This is a genomic window from Streptomyces sp. NPDC014991, from assembly GCF_043080665.1.
Lineage (GTDB): Bacteria > Actinomycetota > Actinomycetes > Streptomycetales > Streptomycetaceae > Streptomyces.
Genome location: NZ_JBIBVY010000032.1, coordinates 44,718 through 67,655 on the forward strand (window position 1 = coordinate 44,718; position 22,938 = coordinate 67,655).

Genomic DNA, 22,938 nt, shown 5'->3' on the forward strand with positions numbered 1-22,938 from the left:
TCAGCCCACGAGAACTTCGGCCTGAGGGAAGAAACCGGCGTAACGGGTGGGGGACGCACGAGGTCCCGGACGCGTGATCAGGACGACCGAGCGGACCCGTGGAAACCGTGCCGCCGCAGTGGCGAGCCCCACGGAGTCATCGATGCCGTACAGCACCAACGTCCTGACGTGGGGCAGTTCGGGCACGGGGTCGAAGTCGTCCGCGCCGCTCAGCTCGAGACTGAGTGTGCGCACGCTTGTCCACTTCTCCAGTCCGCGAAGTCCCGTGCCCGCGAAGCTTCCGCCGCCCAGGTAGAGGGATTCCAGCGGCGCGTCGACCGGCAGGCTGTGGGTCAGGTCGGTGCCCGGCAGGCGCACGCCCGACACCGAGAGTCTGGTGAGCGACCGCAGGGAACCCAGGCCCGTCACATCGCCGACGCGGGAGAGGACCAGGTTGGTCAGGGGCAGATCGGCCAGGTGATGCAGACCCGTCGCGGCCGGGCACCCGGCCAGGTGGAGGTCGCTCAGCGAGCCGAAGGCCAACAGAGCCGCGCAGTCCGTGAGGAGGCCGTTCGCCATCAGGCCCAGTGTCGTCACCTGCCCGGTGGCGGGCAGGGCGGCCACGATGTCCTCGACCAGGTGCGGGCCCGTGAGCTGGAGGCGGTGCCAGGGGCGCATCCGTGCCAGGCAGTCCCGTTGGTCCACGCTCTCGCAGGTCAGCACCAGATCCGTCCGCTCCAGGCGGTCCAGAACCTCGGTCGCGTACTCGCCGGCGTCGAACCGCCCCCATGTCCCGACCAACTGCCGTCGCACACCCAGGTCCGGATGGTCCCGGAACCGCCGTAGCACCGCCAGCGCCGTGTCGGGCTCCTCGTCCCCCAGGAGAGAGGCGGTGACCGCCACCCCCCGCGCCTGTTCGGTGGTCAGCCCTGCCGGTCCCGGCAGCAGTTCGAGCACCAGGGGGCCGGCTTCCGCCAGGACCCTCGCCTCCTCCGTCGTACCCGGCGGGATCAGTGCCTCCGCCCGCGCCTCCACCTCCGCCCGTACCCCCGGCTCCAGCGCCGCCGCGTGTTCCAGGCAGGCCAGTGCGAGCAGGGTCAGGCGCGGGGTGTCGCGGGACAGCAACCGGCGCAGCAGTGTGGCACGTTCACGGGGCCGCGCATGGGCCACCGCCATGCGGATGACGTCCTCCCACTGGGTGTCGTCGGCGTGGCCGGCGAGGACGTCCAGGTGGCCCTCCTCCACCGCGTACCGGGCGCCCAGGTAGTCCTGGAAGGTGCGGTGCACGAAGTCCACGACGCCGTCGGAGGGTTGCCGGAGCAGGCCGCTGCGCAGCAGCACGGCGCGCAGCACGGTGGGCGCGTCACCCTGGCCGGCCGCCGAGGCGACCGACGGCAGGGACCGCTCCACGATCCCCTCGGCGGTGCCGAGGTCCATCTCGGTACGACCGCTGAGCACGAGCGCGTACGCCAGGCGCTGGAGCAACTCCAGTTGCACCTCCTCGCCCAGCTCCACGCCGTCCACCGCCCCCATCCCCCGCTCCCGGTCGCGGCGGGCGAGCAGCATCGTGAGGGCGGCGTCGTACAGTTCCTTGCGGCCGGTGGGGAGATAGCCGCGGCGCTCCCGGTGCAGGGCGCAGATCAGGCCGCACATCAAGGGGTTGGTGGCCAGCCGGGCCAGGTCCCGCTTGGTGCGCAGCGAGTCCAGCAGCGGGCCCTCGTACTCCGGTGCCCGCGCCGCCTCGTGCCAGCGGTGGACGAAGGTGGCGACCTCCGGGCGGCGCATCGGGGCCAGGGTCAGTTCCTGGAAGCCTTCCGGGGCCAGCCAGTCGGAGCGGACGGCCGTCGGGCGGGAGGTCAGCAGCCAGGCGTTGCCGGGGTACGCGGCGAGCAGGGAGCGCAGCCAGTCGCGGGTGCGATGGCGGTCGGCGGCCGGGATCTCGTCCAGGCCGTCCAGGAGGACCAGGCCTCGGCCGGCCGTCAGCACGCGGTCGGTCCAGCCCTCCGGCGGAGTCAGCGGGCAGTTCACCGCTCCGAGGAAGCCGGCCGGCGCTGGAAGGGGGCCGGTGCGGATCAGGGTGCGCAGCGGGAGGACGTACGGGATGCGGTCGGCGTCACGGGCCGCGGTGACCGCGAGCCACTGCACCAGCGTGGTCTTGCCGGAGCCGGCGTCGCCGCGCAGCAGCACGCGGGAGCCGCCGGCCAGGGCGTCTTCGGCGGGCAGCCGGCCGGTGGTCAGGGGCGGGCGCCCGGTGCCGTCCCGCACGGTGTCCTCCGCCGCCGTCGCCTCCAGGCTCAGATAGGCGACCTCGAGGGGCCAGCGGTCCGGGGAGTCGCGCAGATCGATGCCGTAGATGGTGATGTGGTGGTGCCGGTCGGCGACGTAGGGCAGGTAGCGGCGTTCGAAGGCGAGGTCCTGCGCGTCGGGGCGGGGCGTGCGGGCGATCAGTTCGTCGACCTTGGCGATCAGTTCCCGTTGGGTGCGGGTCTGCTCGACCAGGGTGCGGGCCACGAACGTGGAGCGGCGGGTGAAGAACTCCAGGATGTGCAGGCAGGCCCACTGGGTCGCCGAGTCCAGGAAGGCGGACGCGTCGGCGGACAGGCCGTCGGGCGGCGGGGCGTGGCGGTGCAGGTGCCGGGCGAGTTCGTGGCTGCCGAGGCGCACGGCCTGGACGTCGTCCATGTCCAGGTCACCCAGGGCGAGCAACCGGCGGGTCAGGGTGTCGGTGACGGCCGTTTCCTCGTCGGCCGGGAAGGGCCGCTCACCCGGTGAGGCCATGGCCTCCGCCGTCAGCCGACCGGCCAGCCCGCGCACCTCCTTCTCGCCCAGGGTGCGCCTTACGCCCCGGAAGGACACGAGCGCGGACAGGCGTACCGGTCTGTCGACCAGCCCCGCCCCCGGTCCGTCCGGGACGAACAGTCTCTTCACCAGCGGGCCGATCAGGCTCGACGCCAGCTTCCCGCCCAGTACCGCCGGTTCCATCCGCCACCCCCGTTGCGTACGACGTACGGAGGGAGCCTAGCCAGCACGGTTGCCGCGTGTTACGACAACTGGCCGTCGTAGTCGGGGAGTTTGAAGGTCCTCTCGGCGTGGCCGCCGGAGAGGTCGGTGGCGCTGTTGCCGATGTTCGCGATGATCGTGTAGCCGTCGTTCTCGATGCCGGCGCGCTGTGCGGTCTTGTAGGCGGCGACGTCCTTGAAGAGGTCGGAGAGGCCGCGGACGTGCAGGCCGGAGACGCGGTAGCCGTCGTGTTCGAGGTTGTACTCGGTGGGCCAGTACAGGATGCCGGGGCGGGCGGTGACGAAGAACAGGGAGACGCCGTGGTCCTGGGCGTACCGGGCGACGTCCAGGACGGGCCTGTTGGCCGGCTGGGGGTAGCTGAAGCCGAAGTCGGTCTCGAGCGTGGTGTTGTCGATGTCGAGGACGACGGCCTGTTTCTCGCCGGGCCGGGCGGCGGCGATGCGCTGCTTCAGGTACGGCAGGGCCTGGTCCATGACGGCCTGGCAGTCCTTCTGCCAGGTGGCGTGGTCGACCGCCGCTGCGGCGGTGGAGCCGGCCGTGGTCTCCGGGCGGCCGGCCGCCTCGGCCGGGGCGGCCAGTGCGGCCAGTGCGGCCAGGGAGACGGCGGTCACGGAGACGGGGTGCGCCCAGGGGCGTCGGGTCATCGGTGGGGGGTCCTCTCACGTCCGTACGCGTGTCCGTACGCGTCCTGAGTGTCAGGGGCATGATCTGAGCTGAGGATGGCGCGAGGGGAACCGTAGGGTTACCGGACGGTAGGTGCCTAGAGGTCTGCGTCACATTTCCGTGCTCGTCGGGTCGCGTGACCGGTGATAAGCCGCACAGGCGGTAAAGGGCCTACTAAGAGGGCTAGTGAGTGCAAATAAGAGGATAAAAGGGACATTTACGTCTCGTGACGTCCGTGGGAAAAGGCGTCGTCAGCGGGGGTGGCCAGGACCGGCGGGGTCTGTCAAGAGGCCGATGGATCTGCGGTCATCTACTACCTGACGCCGTAGCCGGGCGTTTTGGGGGCTGCCGGGGTGCTCGGTTACCAAGGGATGGCCGCCCGGTCGGACGTCTGTACGCCGGGTGCACCGACCGTCCCCGACTCCACGAGGTACCGATGTTCCAGCGCGTCACGTCCCGCTCTTCCCGTACGTCCTCGCTCCGCACCCGCGTGGCCGTCCTGGCTGCCGGCATCGGCGCCACGGCCGTGCTGGGCACGGGGGTCGCGAGCGCCGCCACGGCGTCCGCCGCCTCCTGGATCGACCCGGTGAAGTCCTACACGCTCTCCGCGAGCTTCGCCCAGGCCGGCGGTCACTGGGTCGCCAAGCACAGCGGTCAGGACTTCGCCGTGCCGACCGGCACCGAGGTCATGGCCGCCCATGGCGGCACCGTCGTCAAGGCCGGCCCCAACGGCGCCGGTGACGGCCCGGCGTACGGCAACGCCGTCGTCATCAAGCACGGCAACGGCACGTACTCGCAGTACGCGCACCTGTCCCGGATCGACGTCAGGATCGGCCAGGTCGTCGCCACCGGCCAGCACATCGCGCTGTCGGGCTCCACCGGCAACTCCACCGGGCCGCACCTGCACTTCGAGATCCGTACCACCCCGAACTACGGCTCCGCCGTCGACCCGGTCTCCTTCCTGCGCGCCAAGGGCGTCACCGTCTGAGCTACTCCGTCCCGTGGGCGCCCCGGTGCGCCTGCGTGACCAGGTCCAGGGCGACTTCGAGAACGGCCTCCCGCTTCTTCCCGGAGTCGCCTTCCAGGTCCTGCATCACGAACATCCCCGCGTGCAGCGTGAACATCGCGCTGACGCAGCGGACCTGCTCCACGAGCGGCGCCTCGGGGTCGATGATGATGTCCCTGAGGCCGCGCAGCCGGTCCTTGAAGGTGTCGCCGATGCGCAGGTCGCGCACGGTCGCCTGGTTCTCCTGCATGAAGCGGAAGAGCGGTTCCGCGCCCGACAGCGCCTCGCTGTAGCGCCGTACGATCTCCCGCTTGGTCCGAAGTGTGTGCGGCTGCTGCCTGCCCCACTCGATGAGGTCCTCGATCGGCTGCGTCAGATCCTCGAAGAGGCTGACGATGATCTCTTCCTTCGTCTTGAAGTGGTAGTACAGGGCCGCCTTGGTGACGTCCAGGCGCTCGGCGATCTCGCGCAGCGAGGTCTTCTCGTATCCCTGCTCCACGAAGAGTTCGAGCGCCACGTCCTGGATGCGCTGGCGGGTGTTGCCGCGGCGCTGCTGCTTGGTGCCGTCCATGGTGACGCCCATCCTGGTACTCCTCGCGCTCCCGCGGAAACTTACTTGACGACCGGCTAGTGACAGGTCTACCTTCCCAGTGTACTGAACTAGCCGGGCGGCAAGTAAGTAGCTGCCGCAGGGGGAGTGGGACGAGGATGGCGGACGCGGTCGAAAGTGTCGCAGAGGGCAAACAGCCCAGAAGTGTGCGAGTGGTGCTGCTCGCTCTGATGATCGCGATGATGCTCGCGATGCTGGACAACATGATCGTGGGCACGGCGATGCCGACGATTGTCGGTGATCTCGGCGGCCTGGAGCACCTGTCCTGGGTCGTCACCGGATACACCCTGGCCACCGCGGCCTCCACCCCGGTCTGGGGCAAGGTCGGCGACATGTACGGCCGCAAGGGCGCATTCCTCAGCTCGATCGTGATCTTCCTGATCGGCTCGGCACTGAGCGGCATGGCCCAGGACATGGGCCAGCTGATCGGGTTCCGGGCCGTGCAGGGTCTCGGCGCCGGCGGCCTGATGGTCGGTGTCATGGCGATCATCGGCGACCTCGTGCCGCCGCGTGAGCGGGGCAAGTACCAGGGCATGATGGCCGGCGTCATGGCGCTCGCCATGATCGGCGGTCCGCTGGTCGGCGGCACCATCACCGACAACTGGGGCTGGCGCTGGGCGTTCTACATCAACCTGCCGCTCGGCGCGGTCGCCCTCGCGCTGGTCACCGCCGTGCTGCACCTGCCCAGGAAGCGGTCCAGGGCCGGCATCGACTACCTCGGCGTCGTTCTGCTGACCGTGGGCATCACCTCCATCGTGCTGGTCACCACCTGGGGCGGAAGCGAGTACGCCTGGACCTCCGCGCGGATCATGGAGTTGATCGGCATCGGTGTGGCCACGCTGGTCGGGTTCGTGTTCTGGCAGACCAGGGCCGCCGAGCCGGTGGTGCCGCTGCACATCTTCCGGAGCCGCAACTTCACCCTGATGTCGCTGATCGGCTTCATCACCGGCTTCGTGATGTTCGGCGCCACCCTGTTCCTGCCGCTGTACCAGCAGGCGGTGCAGGGCGCCTCCGCGACCAACTCCGGTCTGCTGCTGCTGCCCATGCTCGGCGCGATGCTGGTGACCTCGATGGTCGCCGGACGGGTCACCACCGGCAGCGGCCGGTACAAGGTCTTCCCGATCGCCGGTGGCGCGCTGATGATCGTCGGGCTGTACCTGCTGTCGCTGATGGACACGGGCACCACCCGCCTCACCTCCGGCCTCTACATGGCGGTGCTGGGGGCCGGCATGGGCTGCCTGATGCAGATCACCATGCTGGTCGCGCAGAACAGCGTGGAGATGAAGGACATGGGCGTGGCGTCCTCGTCCACCACCCTCTTCCGCACCCTCGGATCCTCCTTCGGCGTGGCCATCATGGGCGCGCTGTTCAACCACCGGGTCCAGGACGTCATGTCCGAGCGGGCCGGCGCGGTGGGCTCCAAGCTCACCGAGAAGTCGGCGCAGCTGGACGCGGCGAGCCTCGCCAAGCTGCCCAAGGCGGCCCGGGAGGCCTACCAGCACGCGGTGTCGGAGGGAACGCACTCCGCGTTCCTGCTCGGCGCCGGGATCGCGGTGCTGGTGCTGGTCGCCGCGCTGTTCGTCAAGGAGGTCCCGCTCAAGGGCGGACCGCAGAAGCCCTCCGCCGACGGCGGGGACGCGGTGCCGGCGCCCCTGGCCGAGATCGTCTGACATCCGCACGCACACGAGGGCCCCGGGGCGACCGCCTCCGGGGCCTTCGTCGTGTACGCGCACCCGCCCGCCCGGTGACGGCCCGGCGGCCGGTGGTCACTTGCCGAGGGGGCGCGGCAGCATCGGATAGCTTCCCGTGCTGGTGGGGGCGTGTTCGGGGAGCCAGAGGACGGCCACCGCACCCTCCGAGGGAAGGCGGGCGGGCGCCCCCGCGGGCCGTACGTTGCGGAACGTCAGCCGGGCGCCGAGCACCCGTGCCTGGCCGGCCGCGATGGTCAGCCCCAGCCCGTGCCCCTGTCCCGCGCGGTCCTCGCTGCCGGTGCGGAACCGGCTCGGCCCCTCGGCGAGCAGGTCCTCGGGGAACCCGGGGCCGTGGTCGCGGACCCGGATGACCCGGCCCTCCACGGTGACCTCGATGGGCGGGCGGCCGTGCCGGGCGGCGTTGGCGAGCAGGTTGAACAGCACCCGCTCCAGCCGCCGCGGGTCGGTGGTGACCTCCGACTCGTGCACCACCCGTACGGTGACCTCCGGGTCCTTCGCGGCCACCCTGCGGGCGACGAACTCGCCCAGCATGAGGTCCTGGAGCTCCGCCCGCTCCGATGCCCCGTCCAGCCGGGCCACCTCCAGGACGTCCTCCACCAGCGTGCGCATCGCCTTCGCCCGGTCCAGGACCAGCTCCGTGAGCCGGCCGGGCGGCAGCAGTTCGGCGGCCGTCAGCAGGCCCGTGACCGGGGTGCGCAACTCGTGCGCGATGTCGGCGGTGACCCGCCGCTCGGCCTCCAGACGCTGCTGGAGCGCGTCCGCCATGGCATCCACCGCGCGGGCGAGGTCGTCGGTCTCGTCCCGCACGACCCCGCCGATGGCCTCCCGCACCCGCACGTCGGTCTCGCCCTTGGCGACCCGGTTCGCGGCGGCCGCCGCCTTGCGCAGCCGGCGGGAGAGCTGGCCGCCTATCAGCACGCCCAGCGCGCTGCCGCCGAGCACGACCGCGACCGAGCCGATCACCAGGGCCTGGTCCAGGTCCTTCATGACGTTGCTGCTGCGGTCCGGCAGATGCAGATGCACGGACAGCACGTGCCCGTTCTTCACCGGCACGGCCGCCCAGATGTCCGGCACCCCGCCGTGTTCGGAGACGTCGCTGGCCCGGCGGCCCCGCTCGACCTTCTCGCGCAGCGCGACCGGCAGCTCCGGGTCGTCGGTCCTCACGTGGGGGAAGATCGGCCCCCGGTTCAGCTCGTAGTTGCGCTGGGCCAGCAGGAGGCGTTCGTTGGCCAGCTCACGCGCGTTGTCCAGCATCGAGACGCGGGCCGCGTTGTGCACGACCAGGCTCAGCACGATCGCCACCAGGCCGGCCACCAGCGCGATCGCCGCACTCAGCTTCCATCTGAGCCCGGTGCGCAGGTCCGCGCGCTCCATGCGCCGGGCCGGATACCGAAGAATCCCCCGCATACCGTCGCTCCGCTCAGGCCTTCAGCTTGTAACCGAAGCCGCGGACCGTCTCGATCCGGTCCTGGCCGATCTTCTGCCGCAGCCGCTGCACGTGCACGTCGACGACCCGGGTGTCCCCGCCCCAGCCGTACTCCCACACGCGTTCCAGCAGCTTGTCCCGGGAGAGCACGGTGCCTGGCGCGGAGGAGAACTCCAGCAGCAACCGCATCTCGGTCGGGGTCAGCGCCACCGGCTGCCCGGCCCGGCGCACCTCCATGCCGTCGGTGTCGATGTACAGGTCCCCGAAGGCCAGCGTGCCGCCGTCGACAGCGGACCCGGGATCCCCCGCCTGCGCGGAGCCGCCGGCGTGCCCGAAGCGGCGCAGCACCGCACGGATCCGGGCGACCAGGACGGCACCGTCGAACGGCTTGGTCACGTAGTCGTCGGCGCCCGCCTCCAGGCCGAGGACGACGTCGATGCTGTCGGCACGCGCCGACAGCATGATCACCGGCACGGTCGACTCGTCCCGGATACGGCGGCACAGGCTGACGCCGTCCAGACCCGGGACCATGACGTCCAGCAGCGCGATGTCGGGCCGGTCCGCCCGGAACGCGGCCAGGCCCGACAGGCCGTCGGGCATGGCGGTGACCGCGAAGCCGTCCCGCTCCAGCGCGAGTTGGGTGGCCTCGCGGATGACGTCGTCGTCCTCGACGAACAGGACGTGGGTCTGGTCTGCCATCCCGGTGCTCTCAGTCCTCATGGTGTGCGTGTGGGCGGTCAGTTGTCCGGCGCGGGCGTCGGGCCCCCGCCGGCGGACTTGCTGTACTCGTTACGGGTGGGTTTGCCCTGGGTGAACCGTCCCTGCCGCCACCTGTAGGGGGTCACGATCTCACCGGACGGACTGGAGATCGGGTCCCCCTGCTCGTAGTACTGCCGGGTCACCGACAGGACGCCCTGGTCGATCTCCGCGTAGACCGGGGACTCCTCGCTCTTGAAGACGTTCGTGAACGCGCCACCGTCCTCGCGGTACACGTACGAGCCGACACCGACCGCGTCGGCGCAGGTCAGCACGTTGACGACGACGTCGTCCACCGGGCCGCCGGTCAGGTTGCCGTAGGAGACGTCGACCGGGTACTCGTCACCGTCGCACGGTTTCAGCTCCCGCTTGACCGCGCCCGACACCTCGGGATCGTGCATGAGCAGCGCCACGGGGTCCACCCGCCGGTACCTCCCGGACGGGCTGGGGGCGGGGGAGGCGACGGCTCCCGCCACCGCCGAGGCGTGCGCCGGGCCCTCGTCCCGCGCACCCGTGCCCCCGCTGCCGCACGCGGCGAGGAAAAGGGCGAGGGCGGCGAGCGCGGCCCCCACCGCGATCACCGCCTGTGTACTGCCTAGGACCCGGTCGGGTCCGGCCCCGGTCAGGCCGCGCAACGCTCCCGCTCCTCACGCTCCAGCGCGCGTGCGTCCAGATCGCGGGCCTCCAGCTCCTCACGGAGCCGGGCGAGCGCCCGGTGCAGCGTGCTCTTGACCGTACCGGCCGACATGCCGAGGGCGGCGGCCGTCTCCTCCGTGGACATCTGCTCCCAGTGTCGCAGCACCACGACACTGCGCTGCTTCGGAGCGAGCACCTTCATGACGTCCATCAGCAGGGCCCGGTCGGCGTGCTGCTCGGTGGAGTCCTCCACGGAGGCGTCCGGGAGCTGCTCGGTCGGGACCTCCTCCAGCTTGCGCGCACGCCACCACTCGGTCCGCGTGTTGATCATGACCCGGCGCAGGTAGGCGTCGGCGAGCCGCTTGTCGGCGATGCCCTCCCAGCGGCCGTACGTCCGTACCAGCGCGGTCTGGAGCAGGTCCTGGGCGTCGACGGGGTCCGGCACCAGTCGCCGCGCACTGCGCAGCAGCGCGTCCTGCCGGGTACGGACGTACTCCTCGAATTCGAGCACCTCGCCCTGCGCCATGATCAACCGCCTCCGTTCCCCGTCGTCCCCCGGGCCGCTGCCCGAAGTCCTGCCGTTCCCGTGTCCGGTGGTCCGCCGGGCACGGAGAGAAAACTACGGAGCGGTTGTCACGGGGCTGTGCGGACCAGCCTGCGGCTGGCAATCGGCTATCCGTCGGTTGTGTAACGAAAGCCGGAACGGGGTATAGAGAGCGGCCTACTTGCTCTTTTTGTGGTCATTTGCCCGAATCGAAATGCCGTAACAGGCGCCCGTGGGCTGTGACATGCCTGTGCGTCAACACTGCGGCAGCCGGTACAGGCCCCCCGGCAACGGCTCCACGAGACCGTCCGCGACCAGCCCGTCGAGTGCGCGGGCCCGCTGCACCGGCTCGTGCCACACCCGGTCGAGCGCCGCCTGCGGCACCGCCGCGTGCGCCTCCCGCAGCACGGCCAGCAGCTTGCCGCGCACCTGCCGGTCGGTACCGGCGTACGTCTGCCCGCGGCGCGGCGGCCCCGTGTGCTCCGGCTTGCCCGCGAGCCGCCAGGCGCACCGCTCGGCGATCGGGCACCGCCGGCACTCCTCGTTCTTGGCCGTGCACACCAGCGCGCCCAGCTCCATGGAGGCGGCGGCCCACCGGGCGGCGGTCCGTTCGTCCTCCGGCAGCAGCTCCCGGGCCAGCCGCCGCTCGGCGGCCGTGGTGGCGTTCGGCGGGTACCGCACGCCCGTCACCGCCCGCGCCAGGACCCGGCGCACATTGGTGTCCAGCACCGCGTGCCGCTGCCCGTACGCGAACGACGCCACCGCGGCGGCCGTGTACTCGCCGATGCCGGGCAGCGCGAGCAGCTGCGCGTGGTCCGTCGGTACGTCCCCGCCGTGCCGTTCCGTTATGGCGACCGCGGCACCGTGCAGGCGCAGGGCGCGGCGCGGGTAGCCGAGCCTGCCCCAGGCGCGTACGGCCTCACCCGGCGCCTCCTCGGCGAGGTCGGCGGGGCGCGGCCAGCGGGTCAGCCATTCCTCGTAGACGGGCAGAACCCGGTTCACCGGCGTCTGCTGGAGCATGAACTCGCTCACCATCACGCCCCACGGGCCCGCCTCCGGGCGGCGCCAGGGGAGGTCGCGGGCGTGGGCGTCGAACCAGGTGATCACGGGGGCGTGGAGCATCTCAGTCATGGCCTTCCGATCCTGCCACGGGTGGGCGGGCATGGTGGGTGACGGCGCGGTCACCGAGCGTCGCACACCGGGAAGAACCGTGCCGGTGACGGCAGTTACCAGAATGATGATCCGGAAAAGTTCGTGCGCGCGCGGCGGGTGGCGCGGGCAAGCGCGGTGATCTCTCGTACAGTTTGCGCCGTGGGATCTCTGCGCAATCCGGTCGGGCCGCTTCCCTCCTCCATCTACTGGCGTCGGAGGGCCGTACTGCTGTCCGTGATCGCCCTGTTGGTGCTGGTGGTCACGTTGATCGTCACCCTCGGCGGCGGGGGCGGCAAGAAGAACGCCGACGGGTCCGACGGCAAGGATCCCGCGCACACGATCACACCCGGACCGTCCGACTCCGAGTCCGGGCCCGCGTACAGCCAACACCCGGGTGGACGCGACGAGTCGAGCGGCGGCGACTCCAGCGGCACCGGGTCCGGCTCCGGGGCCGGGTCCGACGGCGGTTCCGGTCAGGGCGACGGCGGGGACGGCGGCTCGGGCGGGTCGGGTGACGGCTCCGCCGGGTCCGGCGGCGGTTCGGGGCCTGGCTCGGCCGGCGGTCACGTCGGTACGGGTGACGCCCTCCCGGCGTCCTCCTCGCTGCCCGGCTGCACGGCCCAGGCGGTGCGGTTGAGCCTGCGCAGTGTGCACAACTCCTACTCGCCGGACCGGACGCCGACGTTCGAACTCACCGCGAAGAACAGCTCGTCCGCCGACTGCAAGACCGATCTCGGCCCGAAGAACGCGGTGTTGACGATCACGCCGGCCGACAAGGACGACCCGTACTGGTCATCGGCCGACTGCCCCGACGGCACGGGAAGCCTGACGTTCAGGGTGCCCGCGGGCAAGAGCGTGACGTACACCGTGAAGTGGGACCGCAAGCCGAGCGCCCCGCACTGCGCGACGCCCTCCGCGGGCTCGGCCAAGGCGGGCACGTACCTGCTGGAGGCGAAGGCCCCGGGGTTCGCGAAGGCGCAGGCCTCGTTCGTACTGTCCGCGGACTAGGGTCTTTCGTTCGGATCGGGCCGGATCAGGCCGGATCAGGGCGCGGTGCCAGGGCCCGCGAGCCCTGCTGATCCGAAAGAAAGGCCCTAGCCGCCGCGCTCCAGCCCCCGCCGGGTGGGGCTGGAGCACGACGGCACGTTCACGGCCGCGTCGAGGGGGCGCGGGGAACCGGGCGGGCGGCCACGGCCGGACCGCGGCCGGCGCCGGATCTCAGACGTAGCGCTCGAGGATCGAGGACTCCGCCAGGCGGGACAGACCCTCGCGCACACTCCTCGCCCGGGCCTCACCGACGCCGTCGACCGTTTGCAGGTCGTCGACACTCGCGGCCAGCAACTTCTGGAGACCACCGAAGTGCTCCACCAGGCGGTCGATGATCGCGCCGGGCAGACGCGGAACCTTGGCCAGGAGACGGAAGCCGCGCGGCGACACCGCGGAGTCCAGGGTCTCGGGGGAGCCGGTGTACCCCAGAGCCCGCGCCACCGTGCCCAGTTCGAGCAGTTCGGCGTGGCTGAGGGCGTCCAGTTCGGCCAGGGCCTCCGCGACCGTACGGGACCGCTTCGCCGTCGGCTCGGGCACGTAGTCCCGGACGACCAGCTCACGGTCGGGCTCGACCCCGGCGATCAACTCCTCCAGCTGGAGCGAGAGGAGACGGCCGTCCGTGCCCAGCTCGACCACGTACTCGGCGATCTCGGTGGCGATGCGGCGGACCATCTCCAGGCGCTGCGCGACGGCCGACACGTCCCGGACCGTCACCAGGTCCTCGATCTCCAGCGCCGACAGCGTGCCCGCGACCTCGTCCAGCCGGAGCTTGTACCGCTCCAGCGTGGCCAGTGCCTGGTTGGCGCGGGAGAGGATCGCCGCCGAGTCCTCCAGGACGCGCCGCTGGCCGTCCACGTACAGGGCGATCAGCCGCATCGACTGGGAGACGGAGACCACGGGGAAACCGACCTGCTTGCTCACGCGGTCCGCCGTACGGTGCCGGGTACCCGTCTCCTCCGTGGGGATCGTCGGATCCGGGAGCAGCTGGACGCCCGCGCGCAGGATCTTCGACAGGTCCGAGGAGAGCACGATGCCGCCGTCGAGCTTGCACAGCTCCCGCAGCCGGGTCGCGGTGAACTCGACGTCCAGCACGAACCCGCCCGTGCACATCGACTCGACCGTCTTGTCGGAGCCGAGCAGGATGAGCCCGCCCGTGTTGCCGCGCAGGACGCGCTCGAGGCCGTCCCGCAAGGGGGTGCCGGGTGCCACGGCGCTCAACGAGGCGCGCATCAGGCCGTCGGAACCGGTACTCCCACCGGACTTGCCGGGAGCTGCTGCCCGGTCGTTGGCTGCCACTGCACTCCTCCGGTCGCGGGTTCTGAGGCGCTCCCGTTCCGGCACGCGGTTCGTACGGACGGGCGAGACCTGCGCAAAGTCTACCGGCGCTCTTCCGCCTCCCGTGGGGCCTCTCGGCGACGCGAGCGCGGCAGCACCCGCAGCGCGTCCCCCATGTCGGCGACTTCCACGACCTTCATGCCCGCCGGGACCCTGCCGGGATCGGTCGGTACGAGCGCGTGCGTGAAGCCCAGCCGGTGCGCCTCGGACAGCCTGCGCTGCACGCCCGTGACCCGTCTGACCTCGCCCGCGAGCCCGACCTCGCCGATGGCGACCAGGTTCTTCGGCAGCGGGGTGTCGCTGGCGGCGGAGGCGAGGGCGAGCGCGATGGCGAGATCGGCGGCCGGTTCCGACAGCTTCACGCCGCCGACCGTCGCCGAGTAGATGTCCCGCTTGCCGAGGGCGCTGATCCGGCCGCGCTGCTCCAGGACGGCCAGCATCATCGACACCCGCGAGGTCTCCAGACCTGACGTCGTCCGGCGCGGGGAGGGAATCTGGGAGTCGACGGTCAGCGCCTGAACCTCGGCGACCAGCGGGCGGCGGCCCTCCAGGGTGACGGTCAGGCAGGTGCCCGGGACCGGCTCGGCCCGGCGGGTCAGGAACAGGCCGCTCGGGTCGGCGAGGCCCGTGATGCCCTCGTCGTGCAACTCGAAGCAACCCACCTCGTCCGTCGCTCCGTAGCGGTTCTTCACCCCGCGGACCAGGCGCAGGCGCGCGTGCCGGTCGCCCTCGAAGTGCAGGACGACGTCCACCAGGTGTTCGAGGAGGCGCGGGCCGGCGATGGCGCCGTCCTTGGTGACGTGTCCCACCAGCAGGGTGGACATGCCGCGCTCCTTGGAGGCGCGGATCAGGGCGCCGGCGACCTCCCGGACCTGGGCCATGCCGCCGGGCGCGCCCTCGATCTCCGGGGAGGCGACCGTCTGCACCGAGTCGAGGATCAGCAGGGACGGCTTCAGCTCGTCCAGGTGGCCGAGGACGGCGGACAGGTCGGTCTCCGCGGTCAGATACAGGTGGTCGTCGAGCGCGCCGATGCGGTCGGCGCGCAGCCGCACCTGGCTCGCCGACTCCTCGCCGGTCACATAGAGGGTGCGGTGCTCGGCGCTCGCGGCCTTGGCGGCCACGTCCAGCAGCAGGGTGGACTTGCCGACGCCGGGCTCGCCGGCGAGCAGCACGACCGCGCCGGGGACGAGGCCGCCGCCGAGCACGCGGTCCAGCTCGGGCACGCCGGTCGAGCGGGCGGTGGCCTGCCGGCCGTCGACCTGGCCGATGGGCAGCGCGGAGGTGGTGACGCGGCCCGGTGCGGTCGTCCGGACCGCGGGCGCGCCGTACTCCTCGACCGTGCCCCAGGTCTGGCACTCGGGGCAGCGGCCGAGCCACTTGGCCGTCTGCCAGCCGCACTCGGTGCAGCGGTAGGACGGGCGGTCCTTGGTGGTCTTGGTACGGGCAGCCATGCGGAAACCGTAGCCCGCGGCACTGACAACGGGACCACGGCCGGGACCACGGACGGATCACGGCCGGGACGCAGGAGTGCGCGCGACGGGTCGTGGACCACGGCCGGCCGGGCCCGTCCCGGCCGGCGCCCGGGGGGCCGAGCCGCGGCACGAAGGGTTCCTGTCCCCTTTTGAGGGATCGTTTCACCCGTATGAATTAAAAGTGCTCAAGGTTCCGGAAGGGGCGCTCCGACGGCGCCTACGGTCGCACGGGTGATGAGCAGCAGTCCGGAGACCACCACCCGCACGACCGGCGCGCACCGGGCGCATCGAGAGTCGCGTGAGTCACGTGAGTCACATGAAGCGCGGGAAGCGCGACGCGATTCGCGTGAGGCACGAGAGGCGCGCGACCGCGCCGCCGCGCGCACCCTCGCGCAGCGCACGCCGCCGCGTTACGAGCCGTACCTGGACGGTCTGTTCACCTACTGCCTGTCCGTCCTGTGCGACCACGACGCGGCCACCGCCGCCCTCGGCGACGTCCTCGCCCTGGCCGAGCGGCGCGCGCACCGGGTCCCCGAGGCCACCGGCGACCGCAGGGCATGGCTGTACGCGCTGGCCCGCTGGGCGTGCCTGCGCAAGCTGGCCGAGGCCAAGCAGAGACGCCAGGCCACGCACGCGGTGGGTCGTACCGGAGCCGGGAAGGGAACGGGCGACGGCGGCGCCGAGCCGGCCGTCGCCCCGGAGGACCAGGAACAGCGGCGCCGCGAGCTGGCCCTGCTGGCCTGGCCCGAGGCGGCCGGCACCACCCCGGAGCAGCGCGAGGCCCTGGAACTCGCCGTACGCCACCACCTCGCCGCGCACGAGGTGGCCGCCGTCCTCGGCATGGAACCGGCCGCCGCGCGCGAACTGCTCGCCTCCGCGGCCTGCGAGGTCGAGCGCACCGGCGCGGCCCTGGCCGTGGTCCGGGCCGGCGGCTGTCCGAGCGTCGCCCACCTCACCGGGGACAGCCAGATGGTCCTCAGCACGACCGTGCGACGCGAGCTGGTCCGGCACGTCGACGACTGTCCGCGCTGCCGCCGCACCGCCGAGCGCGCCGTCCCCGGCCGCTGGCCCGGGGCCACGGTCACCCCGGCCGAACTGCCCGTCCTCGAGGCCCCGCGCGCGGATCTCCGTACGGCCCTCGCGCATCACCCACGCGCGCGGGGCGCGGCCGTACCGCGCTTCGACCGGCGTGGCTTTCCCATGGACCCCAAGGACCGCGCGGCCCGACGCGACCGCCTCCGCGCGCGTGCCGTCACCACGACGGTGGTCGCCACGGTCGTCGCCGCACCCGTCCTCGCCCTCTGGGCCGCCTACCGGGGCGGGCCGGCCGGGGACGACGACGGCCGCTCCGCGACCGCGCACGAGGCCCAGGGCCCCGACGTGCTCGGCGGCGGCCCGGCCGGCGGCTACCAGAACGCGGGGAACGCCGGCGTCAAACCGGGCGCCCGGCACGGCAAGGACGGCAAGGCGGATGTCTCCGTGGAGGTCGTCAGCGTCGGCGGAGCGGACGGCAAGGGCGCCGGCCGGCTCTCGGTCGGCGCCGCCAACGACGGCGACACGACCCTGATCACCCTCACGGCCTCCGGCGCCTCCGAGGTCCGGTGGTCGGTGTCCACGCCGGCCGCCTGGCTCTACTTCAGCCGGTCCTCGGGAACCCTGCGGCCCGGCCGGACGTTCACGATCAAGGTGTACGTCGACCAGCTCCGCGAGCCGTCCGGCCACTGGCACACGCAGGTGGCGGTGGCCCCGGCGGGCGCGGTGGTCTCCATCGACGGTTACGGCACGGCACCGAGCCGTCCGGCGCCCCGGCCGTCCTCCGCGCCCGCCTCGACCCCGCCGACCACACCTCCGACCGAGCCCCCCACGACCCAGCCGTCGCCCCCCACCGACCCGACCCCCACCCAGACCACCCCACCCCCCACCGACTCCACGCCCCCCACGCCCACCCCGACCGACACGGATCCCCCGAGCCCGACGGGCACCTAGAAGCGGGCCGACGATCACGCCGTCCGCGGGGCCCGCGTGGCACCACGGCCGGAGTGGCCACGGCCCCCGTGGGCCGCGTCCGTCACCGGGGCGGGTCGGCCGGGTGAGGGGCCACGAGGGGGAGCTGCGATGCCAGTCGCTGTTCGCACAGCTCGACCAGGCGGTCGTAGCCGGCCTTGCCCATCAGCTCGGTCAGCTCGGCCCGGTAGGAGACGTACACCGGCTCGCCCGCACCGTGGGCCGAGGTCGCCGAGGTGCACCACCAGTGCAGGTCATGGCCGCCCGGACCCCAGCCCCGGCGGTCGTACTCACCGATGGACACCTGGAGCACGCGGGTGTCGTCCGGCCGGTCGATCCAGTCGTACGTCCGCCGGATCGGCAGCTGCCAGCACACGTCCGGCTTGGTCTCCAGCGGCTCCCGGCCCTCCTTCAGCGCGAGGATGTGCAGCGAGCACCCCATGCCGCCCGCGAACCCGGGCCGGTTCTGGAAGATGCACGAGCCCTGGAAGGGCCGCGTCTGCCGGGACCCCTCCTCGTCCTCGGAGACCCAGCCGCCGCGCCGTCCCTCGGCGTGGTGCTGCCAGATGTCCGGGGTGAGCCGGGCCACATGCTCGGCGACCCGCTTCTCGTCGTCCTCGTCGGAGAAGTGCGCCCCCAGCGAGCAGCAGCCGTCGTCCGCGCGGCCCGCCTGGATGCCCTGGCAGCCGCTGCCGAAGATGCAGTTCCAGCGGGAGGTCAGCCAGGTCAGGTCGCAGCGGAAGATCTGCTCGTCGTCCGCGGGGTCGGGAAACTCCACCCAGGCGCGCGCGAAGTCGAGCCCCTTCTCGTCGCTCACCTTCGCCCCCTTGGGAGTCTTGCCGGCCTTGCGAACTTTGTCCGCCTTTTCCGGCTTCGCGGACTTCGCCTTGTTCGTCTTTGGCACTCGTCCAGGGTAAGTGGCCCGGTCCCGCTCCGGGGACCGAGGACCGGCGTTGTGGCAGTAGCGTTTCCGTCCATGAGACTCGGTGTCCTGGACGTGGGTTCGAACACGGTGCATCTGCTGGTGGTGGACGCCCACCCCGGCGCGCGCCCGCTGCCCGCGCATTCGCACAAGGCCGACCTCCGGCTCGCGCAACTCCTCGACGACAGTGGTGCCATCGGCGACGAGGGCATCGACCGACTGATCGCCGTCGTACGGGACGCGCTGCGGGCCGCGGAGGACAAGGGCGTCGAGGATCTGCTGCCGTTCGCGACCTCCGCCGTCCGCGAGGCCACCAACGCCGACGACGTCCTCACGCGCGTGGCCGACGAGACCGGCGTACGCCTCCAGGTCCTCACCGGCGCGGAGGAGGCCCGGCTCACCTTCCTCGCCGTACGCCGCTGGTTCGGCTGGTCCGCCGGGAAACTGCTGGTCCTGGACATCGGCGGCGGTTCCCTGGAGATCGCCTACGGCATGGACGAGGAGCCGGACACGGCCGTCTCCCTGCCGCTCGGCGCCGGCCGCCTCACCGCCGGCTGGCTGCCCGGCGACCCGCCCGCCCCGGAGGAGGTCCGCGCCCTGCGCCGGCACGTCCGCACGGGAATCGCCCGCCACGTCGGTGAATTCAGCCGCTTCGGCGCCCCCGACCACGTGGTCGCCACGTCCAAGACCTTCAAGCAACTGGCCCGCATCGCCGGTGCCGCCCGCAGCGCCGAGGGCCTCTACGTCCAGCGCGAACTCAAGCGCGAGTCCCTGGAGGCCTGGGTCCCCCGCCTCGCCGGCATGACGACCGACCAGCGGGCGGAACTCCCCGGCGTCTCGGAGGGCAGGGCGGGCCAGCTCGTCGCGGGCGCCCTGGTGGCCGAGGCCGTGATGGACCTGTTCGGCGTGGAGAGCCTGGAGGTCTGCCCGTGGGCCCTGCGGGAGGGTGTGATCCTCCGGCGCCTGGACCACATGGGGTCCGCCTAGGCCCTCCCGTTCGGATCAGGCCGGATCCGAACGAAAGACCCTAGCGGCACGGCGGCACGGGCCCCGGGGAGCGGTCACGACCGCGCCGAGGCCGCCCGCATGGCATACCTCACAACGGCGAACCGGCACCCAACGTCCGGGCCCCCCAACGCCGTAAGGTGACGGACGTGGGTGAACCAACGGACGTGCGCATCGCGCTGTCGACCGCCTCCGTCTACCCGGAGTCGACGGCGACGGCCTTCGAGATCGCCGCACGCCTCGGCTATGACGGTGTCGAGGTCATGGTGTGGACCGATCCGGTCAGTCAGGACATCGAGGCGCTCCGCCGCCTGTCGGACTACCACGGCATCCCGATCCTGGCCGTCCACGCCCCCTGCCTGCTGATCACCCAGCGGGTCTGGTCGACCGATCCCTGGACCAAGCTCCAGCGGGCCCAGGCGGCGGCGGAGAAGCTCGGGGCGTCCACCGTCGTCGTCCACCCGCCGTTCCGCTGGCAGCGGCAGTACGCCCGGGACTTCGTCGACGGGATCTGGCGGATGGCGAACGAGACGGACGTACGGTTCGCCGTCGAGAACATGTACCCGTGGCGCTACCGCGACCGCGAGATGCTCGCCTACGCCCCCGACTGGGACGTCACCCACGACGACTACCGGCACTTCACGATCGACCTCAGCCACACCGCGACGGCCCGAACCGACGCCCTGGACATGATCGACCGCATGGGGGACCGGCTCGGGCACGTACACCTCGCCGACGGCCGCGGCTCCGCCAAGGACGAGCACCTGGTGCCCGGCCGCGGCACCCAGCCCTGCGCCGAGCTGCTGGGGCGCCTCGCCCTCACCGGCTTCGACGGGCACGTCGTGATCGAGGTCAACACCCGGCGGGCGATGTCCGGCGCCGAGCGCGAGGCCGATCTCGCCGAGGCCCTGGAGTTCACGCGCAAGCACCTGGCCTCGGCGGCCGTACGGGTGCCCCGGGGATGAGCGGGACCGCCCCCCGCCGCCGTGGCCGCCCCCCGCGCACCGAGTCCGCCGGCACCCGCGACCGCATCCTCACCGCCGCCCGCGAGGAGTTCTCCGCGCGCGGCTACGAGAAGACGTCCGTCCGCGGCATCGCCAAGGCGGCCGGTGTGGACCCGGCGCTCGTGCACCACTACTTCGGCAGCAAGGAGCAGGTCTTCGAGGCGGCCGTCGAGGTCGCCTTCGCCCCGGCCCTGGACGCGTCGGACGCGGTGGCCGACGGCCCGCTGGACGGTGTGGGGGAGCGGCTGACCCGCTTCGTCCTCGGTGTCTGGGAGAACCCCGCGACCCGTACCCCGCTGCTGGCGATCGTGCGCTCGGCCGTCGACAACGACACCGCCGCCGCCGTCTTCCGCCGCCTGATCGCCGCCCAGCTGATGCGCCGCATCGCCGCCCCGCTGGACCTGCCCGACGCCGAGCTGCGCGCCGAACTGGCGGCGGCGCAGCTGGTGGGGACGGCGATGCTGCGGTACGTGATCAAGCTGGAGCCCCTGGCCTCCGCGGACCTGGAGCAGCTCGTGGCGCGACTGGCACCGGTCGTACAGCACCATCTGACGGCCGCCTGAACCCCGGCGCGGGCGGTGCGCCCTCCTCGCCACGACACCCCGCACAGGCGGTACACGGCGGAACGGTCATCCCGCATTCCGGACACTTGTGTCCACGGTTCGGAGGGGCGGCGTACGCTCGGAGAGAGTCAGAACATTCTGGTCTCTTCTCCAGAAGGTCTTCGAAGGAGCGAGCGACGATGCCCGAGCTGAGGTCCCGCACAGTCACCCACGGACGCAACATGGCGGGCGCCCGCGCCCTTATGCGCGCCTCGGGTGTACCCGGTGCGGACATCGGCCGGAAGCCGATCATCGCGGTGGCCAACTCCTTCACCGAGTTCGTGCCGGGCCACACCCACCTCCAGCCGGTCGGCCGGATCGTCAGCGAGGCCATCACGCAGGCCGGCGGGATCCCGCGCGAGTTCAACACGATCGCCGTGGACGACGGCATCGCCATGGGCCACGGCGGCATGCTCTACTCGCTGCCCTCCCGCGACCTGATCGCCGACTCCGTCGAGTACATGGTCGAGGCCCACTGCGCCGACGCCCTGGTCTGCATCTCCAACTGCGACAAGATCACCCCGGGCATGCTCATGGCGGCGCTGCGCCTGAACATCCCGACCGTCTTCGTCTCCGGCGGCCCGATGGAGTCCGGCCGAGCCACCCTCGTGGACGGCACGGTCCGCACGCTCGACCTGGTCGACGCGATCTCCGACGCCGTCAACGACAAGATCTCCGACGAGGACATCCTCCGCATCGAGGAGAACGCCTGCCCGACCTGCGGCAGCTGTTCCGGCATGTTCACCGCCAACTCGATGAACTGCCTGACGGAGGCCATCGGCCTCTCCCTCCCCGGCAACGGCTCGGTCCTCGCCACCCACACCGCCCGGCGCCGCCTCTACGAGGACGCGGCCCGCACGGTCATGGACATCACCCGCCGCTACTACGAGCAGGACGACGACACGGTCCTGCCCCGCAACGTCGCCACCTTCCAGGCCTTCGAGAACGCCATGGCGCTGGATATCGCGATGGGCGGCTCCACCAACACGATCCTGCACCTGCTGGCCGCCGCCCAGGAGGCGGGCGTCCCGTTCGGCCTGGAGCAGATCGACGCCGTCTCGCGCCGTGTCCCGTGCCTGGCGAAGGTGGCCCCCAACGTCGGGAAGAACCGCACGTACTACATGGAGGACGTGCACCGCGCCGGCGGCATCCCCGCCCTGCTCGGCGAACTGCACCGCGCCGGCCTGCTCAACGAGGACGTCCACGCCGTCCACAGCCCCTCCCTCGCCGACTGGCTGAAGACCTGGGACGTCCGTGGCGGCTCCCCGTCCGCCGAGGCGGTCGAGCTGTGGCACGCGGCCCCCGGCTGCGTCCGCTCCGCCGAGGCCTTCTCCCAGTCCGAGCGCTGGGAGACCCTGGACGACGACGCCGAGAACGGCTGCATCCGCTCCGCCGAGCACGCGTACTCCAAGGACGGCGGCCTCGCGGTCCTGCGCGGCAACCTCGCCGTCGACGGCTGCGTGGTCAAGACCGCGGGCGTCGACGAGTCGATCTGGACCTTCGAGGGCCCGGCGGTCGTCTGCGAGTCCCAGGAGGAGGCCGTGCAGCGGATCCTCACCCAGGAGGTCAAGGACGGTGACGTCGTCGTCATCCGCTACGAGGGCCCCAAGGGCGGCCCCGGCATGCAGGAGATGCTCTACCCGACCTCCTACCTGAAGGGCCGCGGCCTCGGCAAGAGCTGCGCCCTGATCACCGACGGCCGCTTCTCCGGCGGCACCTCGGGCCTGTCCATCGGCCACGCCTCCCCGGAGGCGGCCTCCGGCGGCACGATCGCCCTCGTCCAGGACGGCGACCGCATCCGCATCGACATCCCGGGCCGCACCATCGAGCTGCTGGTGGACGACGCGGAGCTGGCCCGCCGCGAGCAGGCGCTGAACGGCGTCCACGCCCCGAAGAACCGCGAACGCAAGGTCTCCGCCGCCCTGCGCGCCTACGCCGCGATGGCGACCAGCGCGGACAAGGGCGCGGTGCGGGACGTGTCCCGGCTGGGCTGACCGGACGGGCAGGCGTGACAGGGGGCCGCTCCCCGGCGGGGGCGGCCC

Annotated in this window: 19 protein-coding genes; 8 read left to right on the forward strand and 11 right to left on the reverse strand. The window is 72.1% G+C overall.

Features of this window, described 5'->3' with window-relative positions; translation table 11 throughout:
* Together ACF1BE_RS32780 and ACF1BE_RS32785 are read right to left on the reverse strand one after the other, a co-directional pair.
* The gene (locus tag ACF1BE_RS32780; protein WP_392202630.1) at positions 1–2,961 is read right to left on the reverse strand and encodes an NACHT domain-containing protein; all 2,961 of its coding nucleotides are present in this window, start codon (positions 2,959–2,961) and stop codon (positions 1–3) included.
* Between the two features lie 59 nt (positions 2,962–3,020).
* Positions 3,021–3,644 carry an HAD family acid phosphatase gene (locus tag ACF1BE_RS32785; RefSeq protein ID WP_392202631.1) on the reverse strand — a complete coding sequence of 208 codons (624 nt, stop codon included), beginning with the start codon at positions 3,642–3,644 and terminating at the stop codon, positions 3,021–3,023.
* A gap of 455 nt (positions 3,645–4,099) precedes the next feature.
* On the opposite strand from ACF1BE_RS32785, the gene ACF1BE_RS32790 reads away from it, so the two are divergent.
* Positions 4,100–4,651, forward strand: coding sequence for a M23 family metallopeptidase (locus ACF1BE_RS32790; RefSeq protein WP_392202632.1), 552 nt, complete (start codon positions 4,100–4,102; stop codon positions 4,649–4,651).
* Position 4,652: 1 nt separating this feature from the next.
* Here the strand turns inward: ACF1BE_RS32790 and ACF1BE_RS32795 are convergent, their stop codons facing one another.
* Entirely contained in the window at positions 4,653–5,252 is a 600-nt protein-coding gene (locus ACF1BE_RS32795) for a TetR/AcrR family transcriptional regulator (RefSeq protein WP_392202633.1), read from the reverse strand.
* Positions 5,253–5,377: 125 nt separating this feature from the next.
* Between ACF1BE_RS32795 and ACF1BE_RS32800 the strand changes: the two genes are divergently transcribed.
* Positions 5,378–6,949 (forward strand): MDR family MFS transporter, encoded by a 1,572-nt coding sequence (locus tag ACF1BE_RS32800; RefSeq protein ID WP_392202634.1) that lies wholly within the window; start codon positions 5,378–5,380, stop codon positions 6,947–6,949.
* A gap of 96 nt (positions 6,950–7,045) precedes the next feature.
* Here ACF1BE_RS32800 and cseC read toward each other — a convergent pair whose 3' ends face one another.
* From cseC to ACF1BE_RS32825, 5 genes are all read right to left on the reverse strand, one after another.
* Entirely contained in the window at positions 7,046–8,398 is a 1,353-nt protein-coding gene (cseC, locus tag ACF1BE_RS32805; protein ID WP_392202635.1) for a two-component system sensor histidine kinase CseC, read from the reverse strand.
* A gap of 13 nt (positions 8,399–8,411) precedes the next feature.
* Positions 8,412–9,116 (reverse strand): two-component system response regulator CseB, encoded by a 705-nt coding sequence (gene cseB / locus ACF1BE_RS32810; RefSeq protein WP_392202636.1) that lies wholly within the window; start codon positions 9,114–9,116, stop codon positions 8,412–8,414.
* A 38-nt stretch (positions 9,117–9,154) separates the two neighbouring features.
* Complete coding sequence (locus tag ACF1BE_RS32815) at positions 9,155–9,808, reverse strand: hypothetical protein (protein WP_392202637.1); 654 nt, start codon at positions 9,806–9,808, stop codon at positions 9,155–9,157.
* Positions 9,796–10,335 (reverse strand): SigE family RNA polymerase sigma factor, encoded by a 540-nt coding sequence (locus ACF1BE_RS32820; protein WP_055703482.1) that lies wholly within the window; start codon positions 10,333–10,335, stop codon positions 9,796–9,798. Before ACF1BE_RS32820 ends, ACF1BE_RS32815 begins: the two co-directional genes overlap by 13 nt.
* A gap of 273 nt (positions 10,336–10,608) precedes the next feature.
* Positions 10,609–11,484: an A/G-specific adenine glycosylase gene (locus ACF1BE_RS32825; protein WP_392202638.1), complete on the reverse strand. Its 876-nt coding sequence runs from the start codon at positions 11,482–11,484 to the stop codon at positions 10,609–10,611.
* Positions 11,485–11,664: 180 nt separating this feature from the next.
* Between ACF1BE_RS32825 and ACF1BE_RS32830 the strand changes: the two genes are divergently transcribed.
* Positions 11,665–12,513 carry a hypothetical protein gene (locus ACF1BE_RS32830; RefSeq protein WP_392202639.1) on the forward strand — a complete coding sequence of 283 codons (849 nt, stop codon included), beginning with the start codon at positions 11,665–11,667 and terminating at the stop codon, positions 12,511–12,513.
* 210 nt (positions 12,514–12,723) lie between these two features.
* Here ACF1BE_RS32830 and disA read toward each other — a convergent pair whose 3' ends face one another.
* Both disA and radA read right to left on the reverse strand, forming a co-directional pair.
* Positions 12,724–13,848: a DNA integrity scanning diadenylate cyclase DisA gene (gene disA / locus ACF1BE_RS32835; RefSeq protein ID WP_392202640.1), complete on the reverse strand. Its 1,125-nt coding sequence runs from the start codon at positions 13,846–13,848 to the stop codon at positions 12,724–12,726.
* A gap of 80 nt (positions 13,849–13,928) precedes the next feature.
* The gene (gene radA / locus ACF1BE_RS32840; RefSeq protein ID WP_392202641.1) at positions 13,929–15,338 is read right to left on the reverse strand and encodes a DNA repair protein RadA; all 1,410 of its coding nucleotides are present in this window, start codon (positions 15,336–15,338) and stop codon (positions 13,929–13,931) included.
* Between the two features lie 252 nt (positions 15,339–15,590).
* Here radA and ACF1BE_RS32845 point away from each other — a divergent pair, with 252 nt between their 5' ends.
* Positions 15,591–17,345: a hypothetical protein gene (locus ACF1BE_RS32845; protein WP_392202642.1), complete on the forward strand. Its 1,755-nt coding sequence runs from the start codon at positions 15,591–15,593 to the stop codon at positions 17,343–17,345.
* An 82-nt stretch (positions 17,346–17,427) separates the two neighbouring features.
* Here ACF1BE_RS32845 and ACF1BE_RS32850 read toward each other — a convergent pair whose 3' ends face one another.
* Positions 17,428–18,267, reverse strand: coding sequence for a hypothetical protein (locus ACF1BE_RS32850; protein ID WP_392202643.1), 840 nt, complete (start codon positions 18,265–18,267; stop codon positions 17,428–17,430).
* Positions 18,268–18,339: 72 nt separating this feature from the next.
* On the opposite strand from ACF1BE_RS32850, the gene ACF1BE_RS32855 reads away from it, so the two are divergent.
* The 4 genes from ACF1BE_RS32855 (at position 18,340) to ilvD (ending at position 22,890) form a co-directional block, all read left to right on the forward strand.
* Complete coding sequence (locus tag ACF1BE_RS32855; protein ID WP_392202644.1) at positions 18,340–19,272, forward strand: Ppx/GppA family phosphatase; 933 nt, start codon at positions 18,340–18,342, stop codon at positions 19,270–19,272.
* A gap of 158 nt (positions 19,273–19,430) precedes the next feature.
* Positions 19,431–20,255: a sugar phosphate isomerase/epimerase family protein gene (locus ACF1BE_RS32860; RefSeq protein ID WP_392202645.1), complete on the forward strand. Its 825-nt coding sequence runs from the start codon at positions 19,431–19,433 to the stop codon at positions 20,253–20,255.
* Positions 20,252–20,857: a TetR family transcriptional regulator gene (locus ACF1BE_RS32865; protein ID WP_392202646.1), complete on the forward strand. Its 606-nt coding sequence runs from the start codon at positions 20,252–20,254 to the stop codon at positions 20,855–20,857. Before ACF1BE_RS32860 ends, ACF1BE_RS32865 begins: the two co-directional genes overlap by 4 nt.
* A gap of 179 nt (positions 20,858–21,036) precedes the next feature.
* On the forward strand, positions 21,037–22,890 hold the full coding sequence (gene ilvD / locus ACF1BE_RS32870; protein WP_392202647.1) for a dihydroxy-acid dehydratase: 1,854 nt from the start codon (positions 21,037–21,039) through the stop codon (positions 22,888–22,890).
* The last annotated feature ends 48 nt before the right edge of the window (positions 22,891–22,938 follow it).

What these genes read in the sequence shown, in the direction of transcription:
- ACF1BE_RS32825 (WP_392202638.1), bottom strand. Translation starts at nt 11,484, where the DNA reads ATGACTGAGATGCTCCACGCCCCCGTGATCACCTGGTTCGACGCCCAC.
- cseB (WP_392202636.1), bottom strand. Translation starts at nt 9,116, where the DNA reads ATGGCAGACCAGACCCACGTCCTGTTCGTCGAGGACGACGACGTCATC.
- ACF1BE_RS32785 (WP_392202631.1), bottom strand. Translation starts at nt 3,644, where the DNA reads ATGACCCGACGCCCCTGGGCGCACCCCGTCTCCGTGACCGCCGTCTCC.
- ACF1BE_RS32855 (WP_392202644.1), top strand. Translation starts at nt 18,340, where the DNA reads ATGAGACTCGGTGTCCTGGACGTGGGTTCGAACACGGTGCATCTGCTG.
- ACF1BE_RS32800 (WP_392202634.1), top strand. Translation starts at nt 5,378, where the DNA reads ATGGCGGACGCGGTCGAAAGTGTCGCAGAGGGCAAACAGCCCAGAAGT.
- cseC (WP_392202635.1), bottom strand. Translation starts at nt 8,398, where the DNA reads ATGCGGGGGATTCTTCGGTATCCGGCCCGGCGCATGGAGCGCGCGGAC.
- ACF1BE_RS32790 (WP_392202632.1), top strand. Translation starts at nt 4,100, where the DNA reads ATGTTCCAGCGCGTCACGTCCCGCTCTTCCCGTACGTCCTCGCTCCGC.
- radA (WP_392202641.1), bottom strand. Translation starts at nt 15,338, where the DNA reads ATGGCTGCCCGTACCAAGACCACCAAGGACCGCCCGTCCTACCGCTGC.
- ACF1BE_RS32865 (WP_392202646.1), top strand. Translation starts at nt 20,252, where the DNA reads ATGAGCGGGACCGCCCCCCGCCGCCGTGGCCGCCCCCCGCGCACCGAG.
- ACF1BE_RS32820 (WP_055703482.1), bottom strand. Translation starts at nt 10,335, where the DNA reads ATGGCGCAGGGCGAGGTGCTCGAATTCGAGGAGTACGTCCGTACCCGG.
- ACF1BE_RS32780 (WP_392202630.1), bottom strand. Translation starts at nt 2,961, where the DNA reads ATGGAACCGGCGGTACTGGGCGGGAAGCTGGCGTCGAGCCTGATCGGC.
- ilvD (WP_392202647.1), top strand. Translation starts at nt 21,037, where the DNA reads ATGCCCGAGCTGAGGTCCCGCACAGTCACCCACGGACGCAACATGGCG.
- ACF1BE_RS32795 (WP_392202633.1), bottom strand. Translation starts at nt 5,252, where the DNA reads ATGGGCGTCACCATGGACGGCACCAAGCAGCAGCGCCGCGGCAACACC.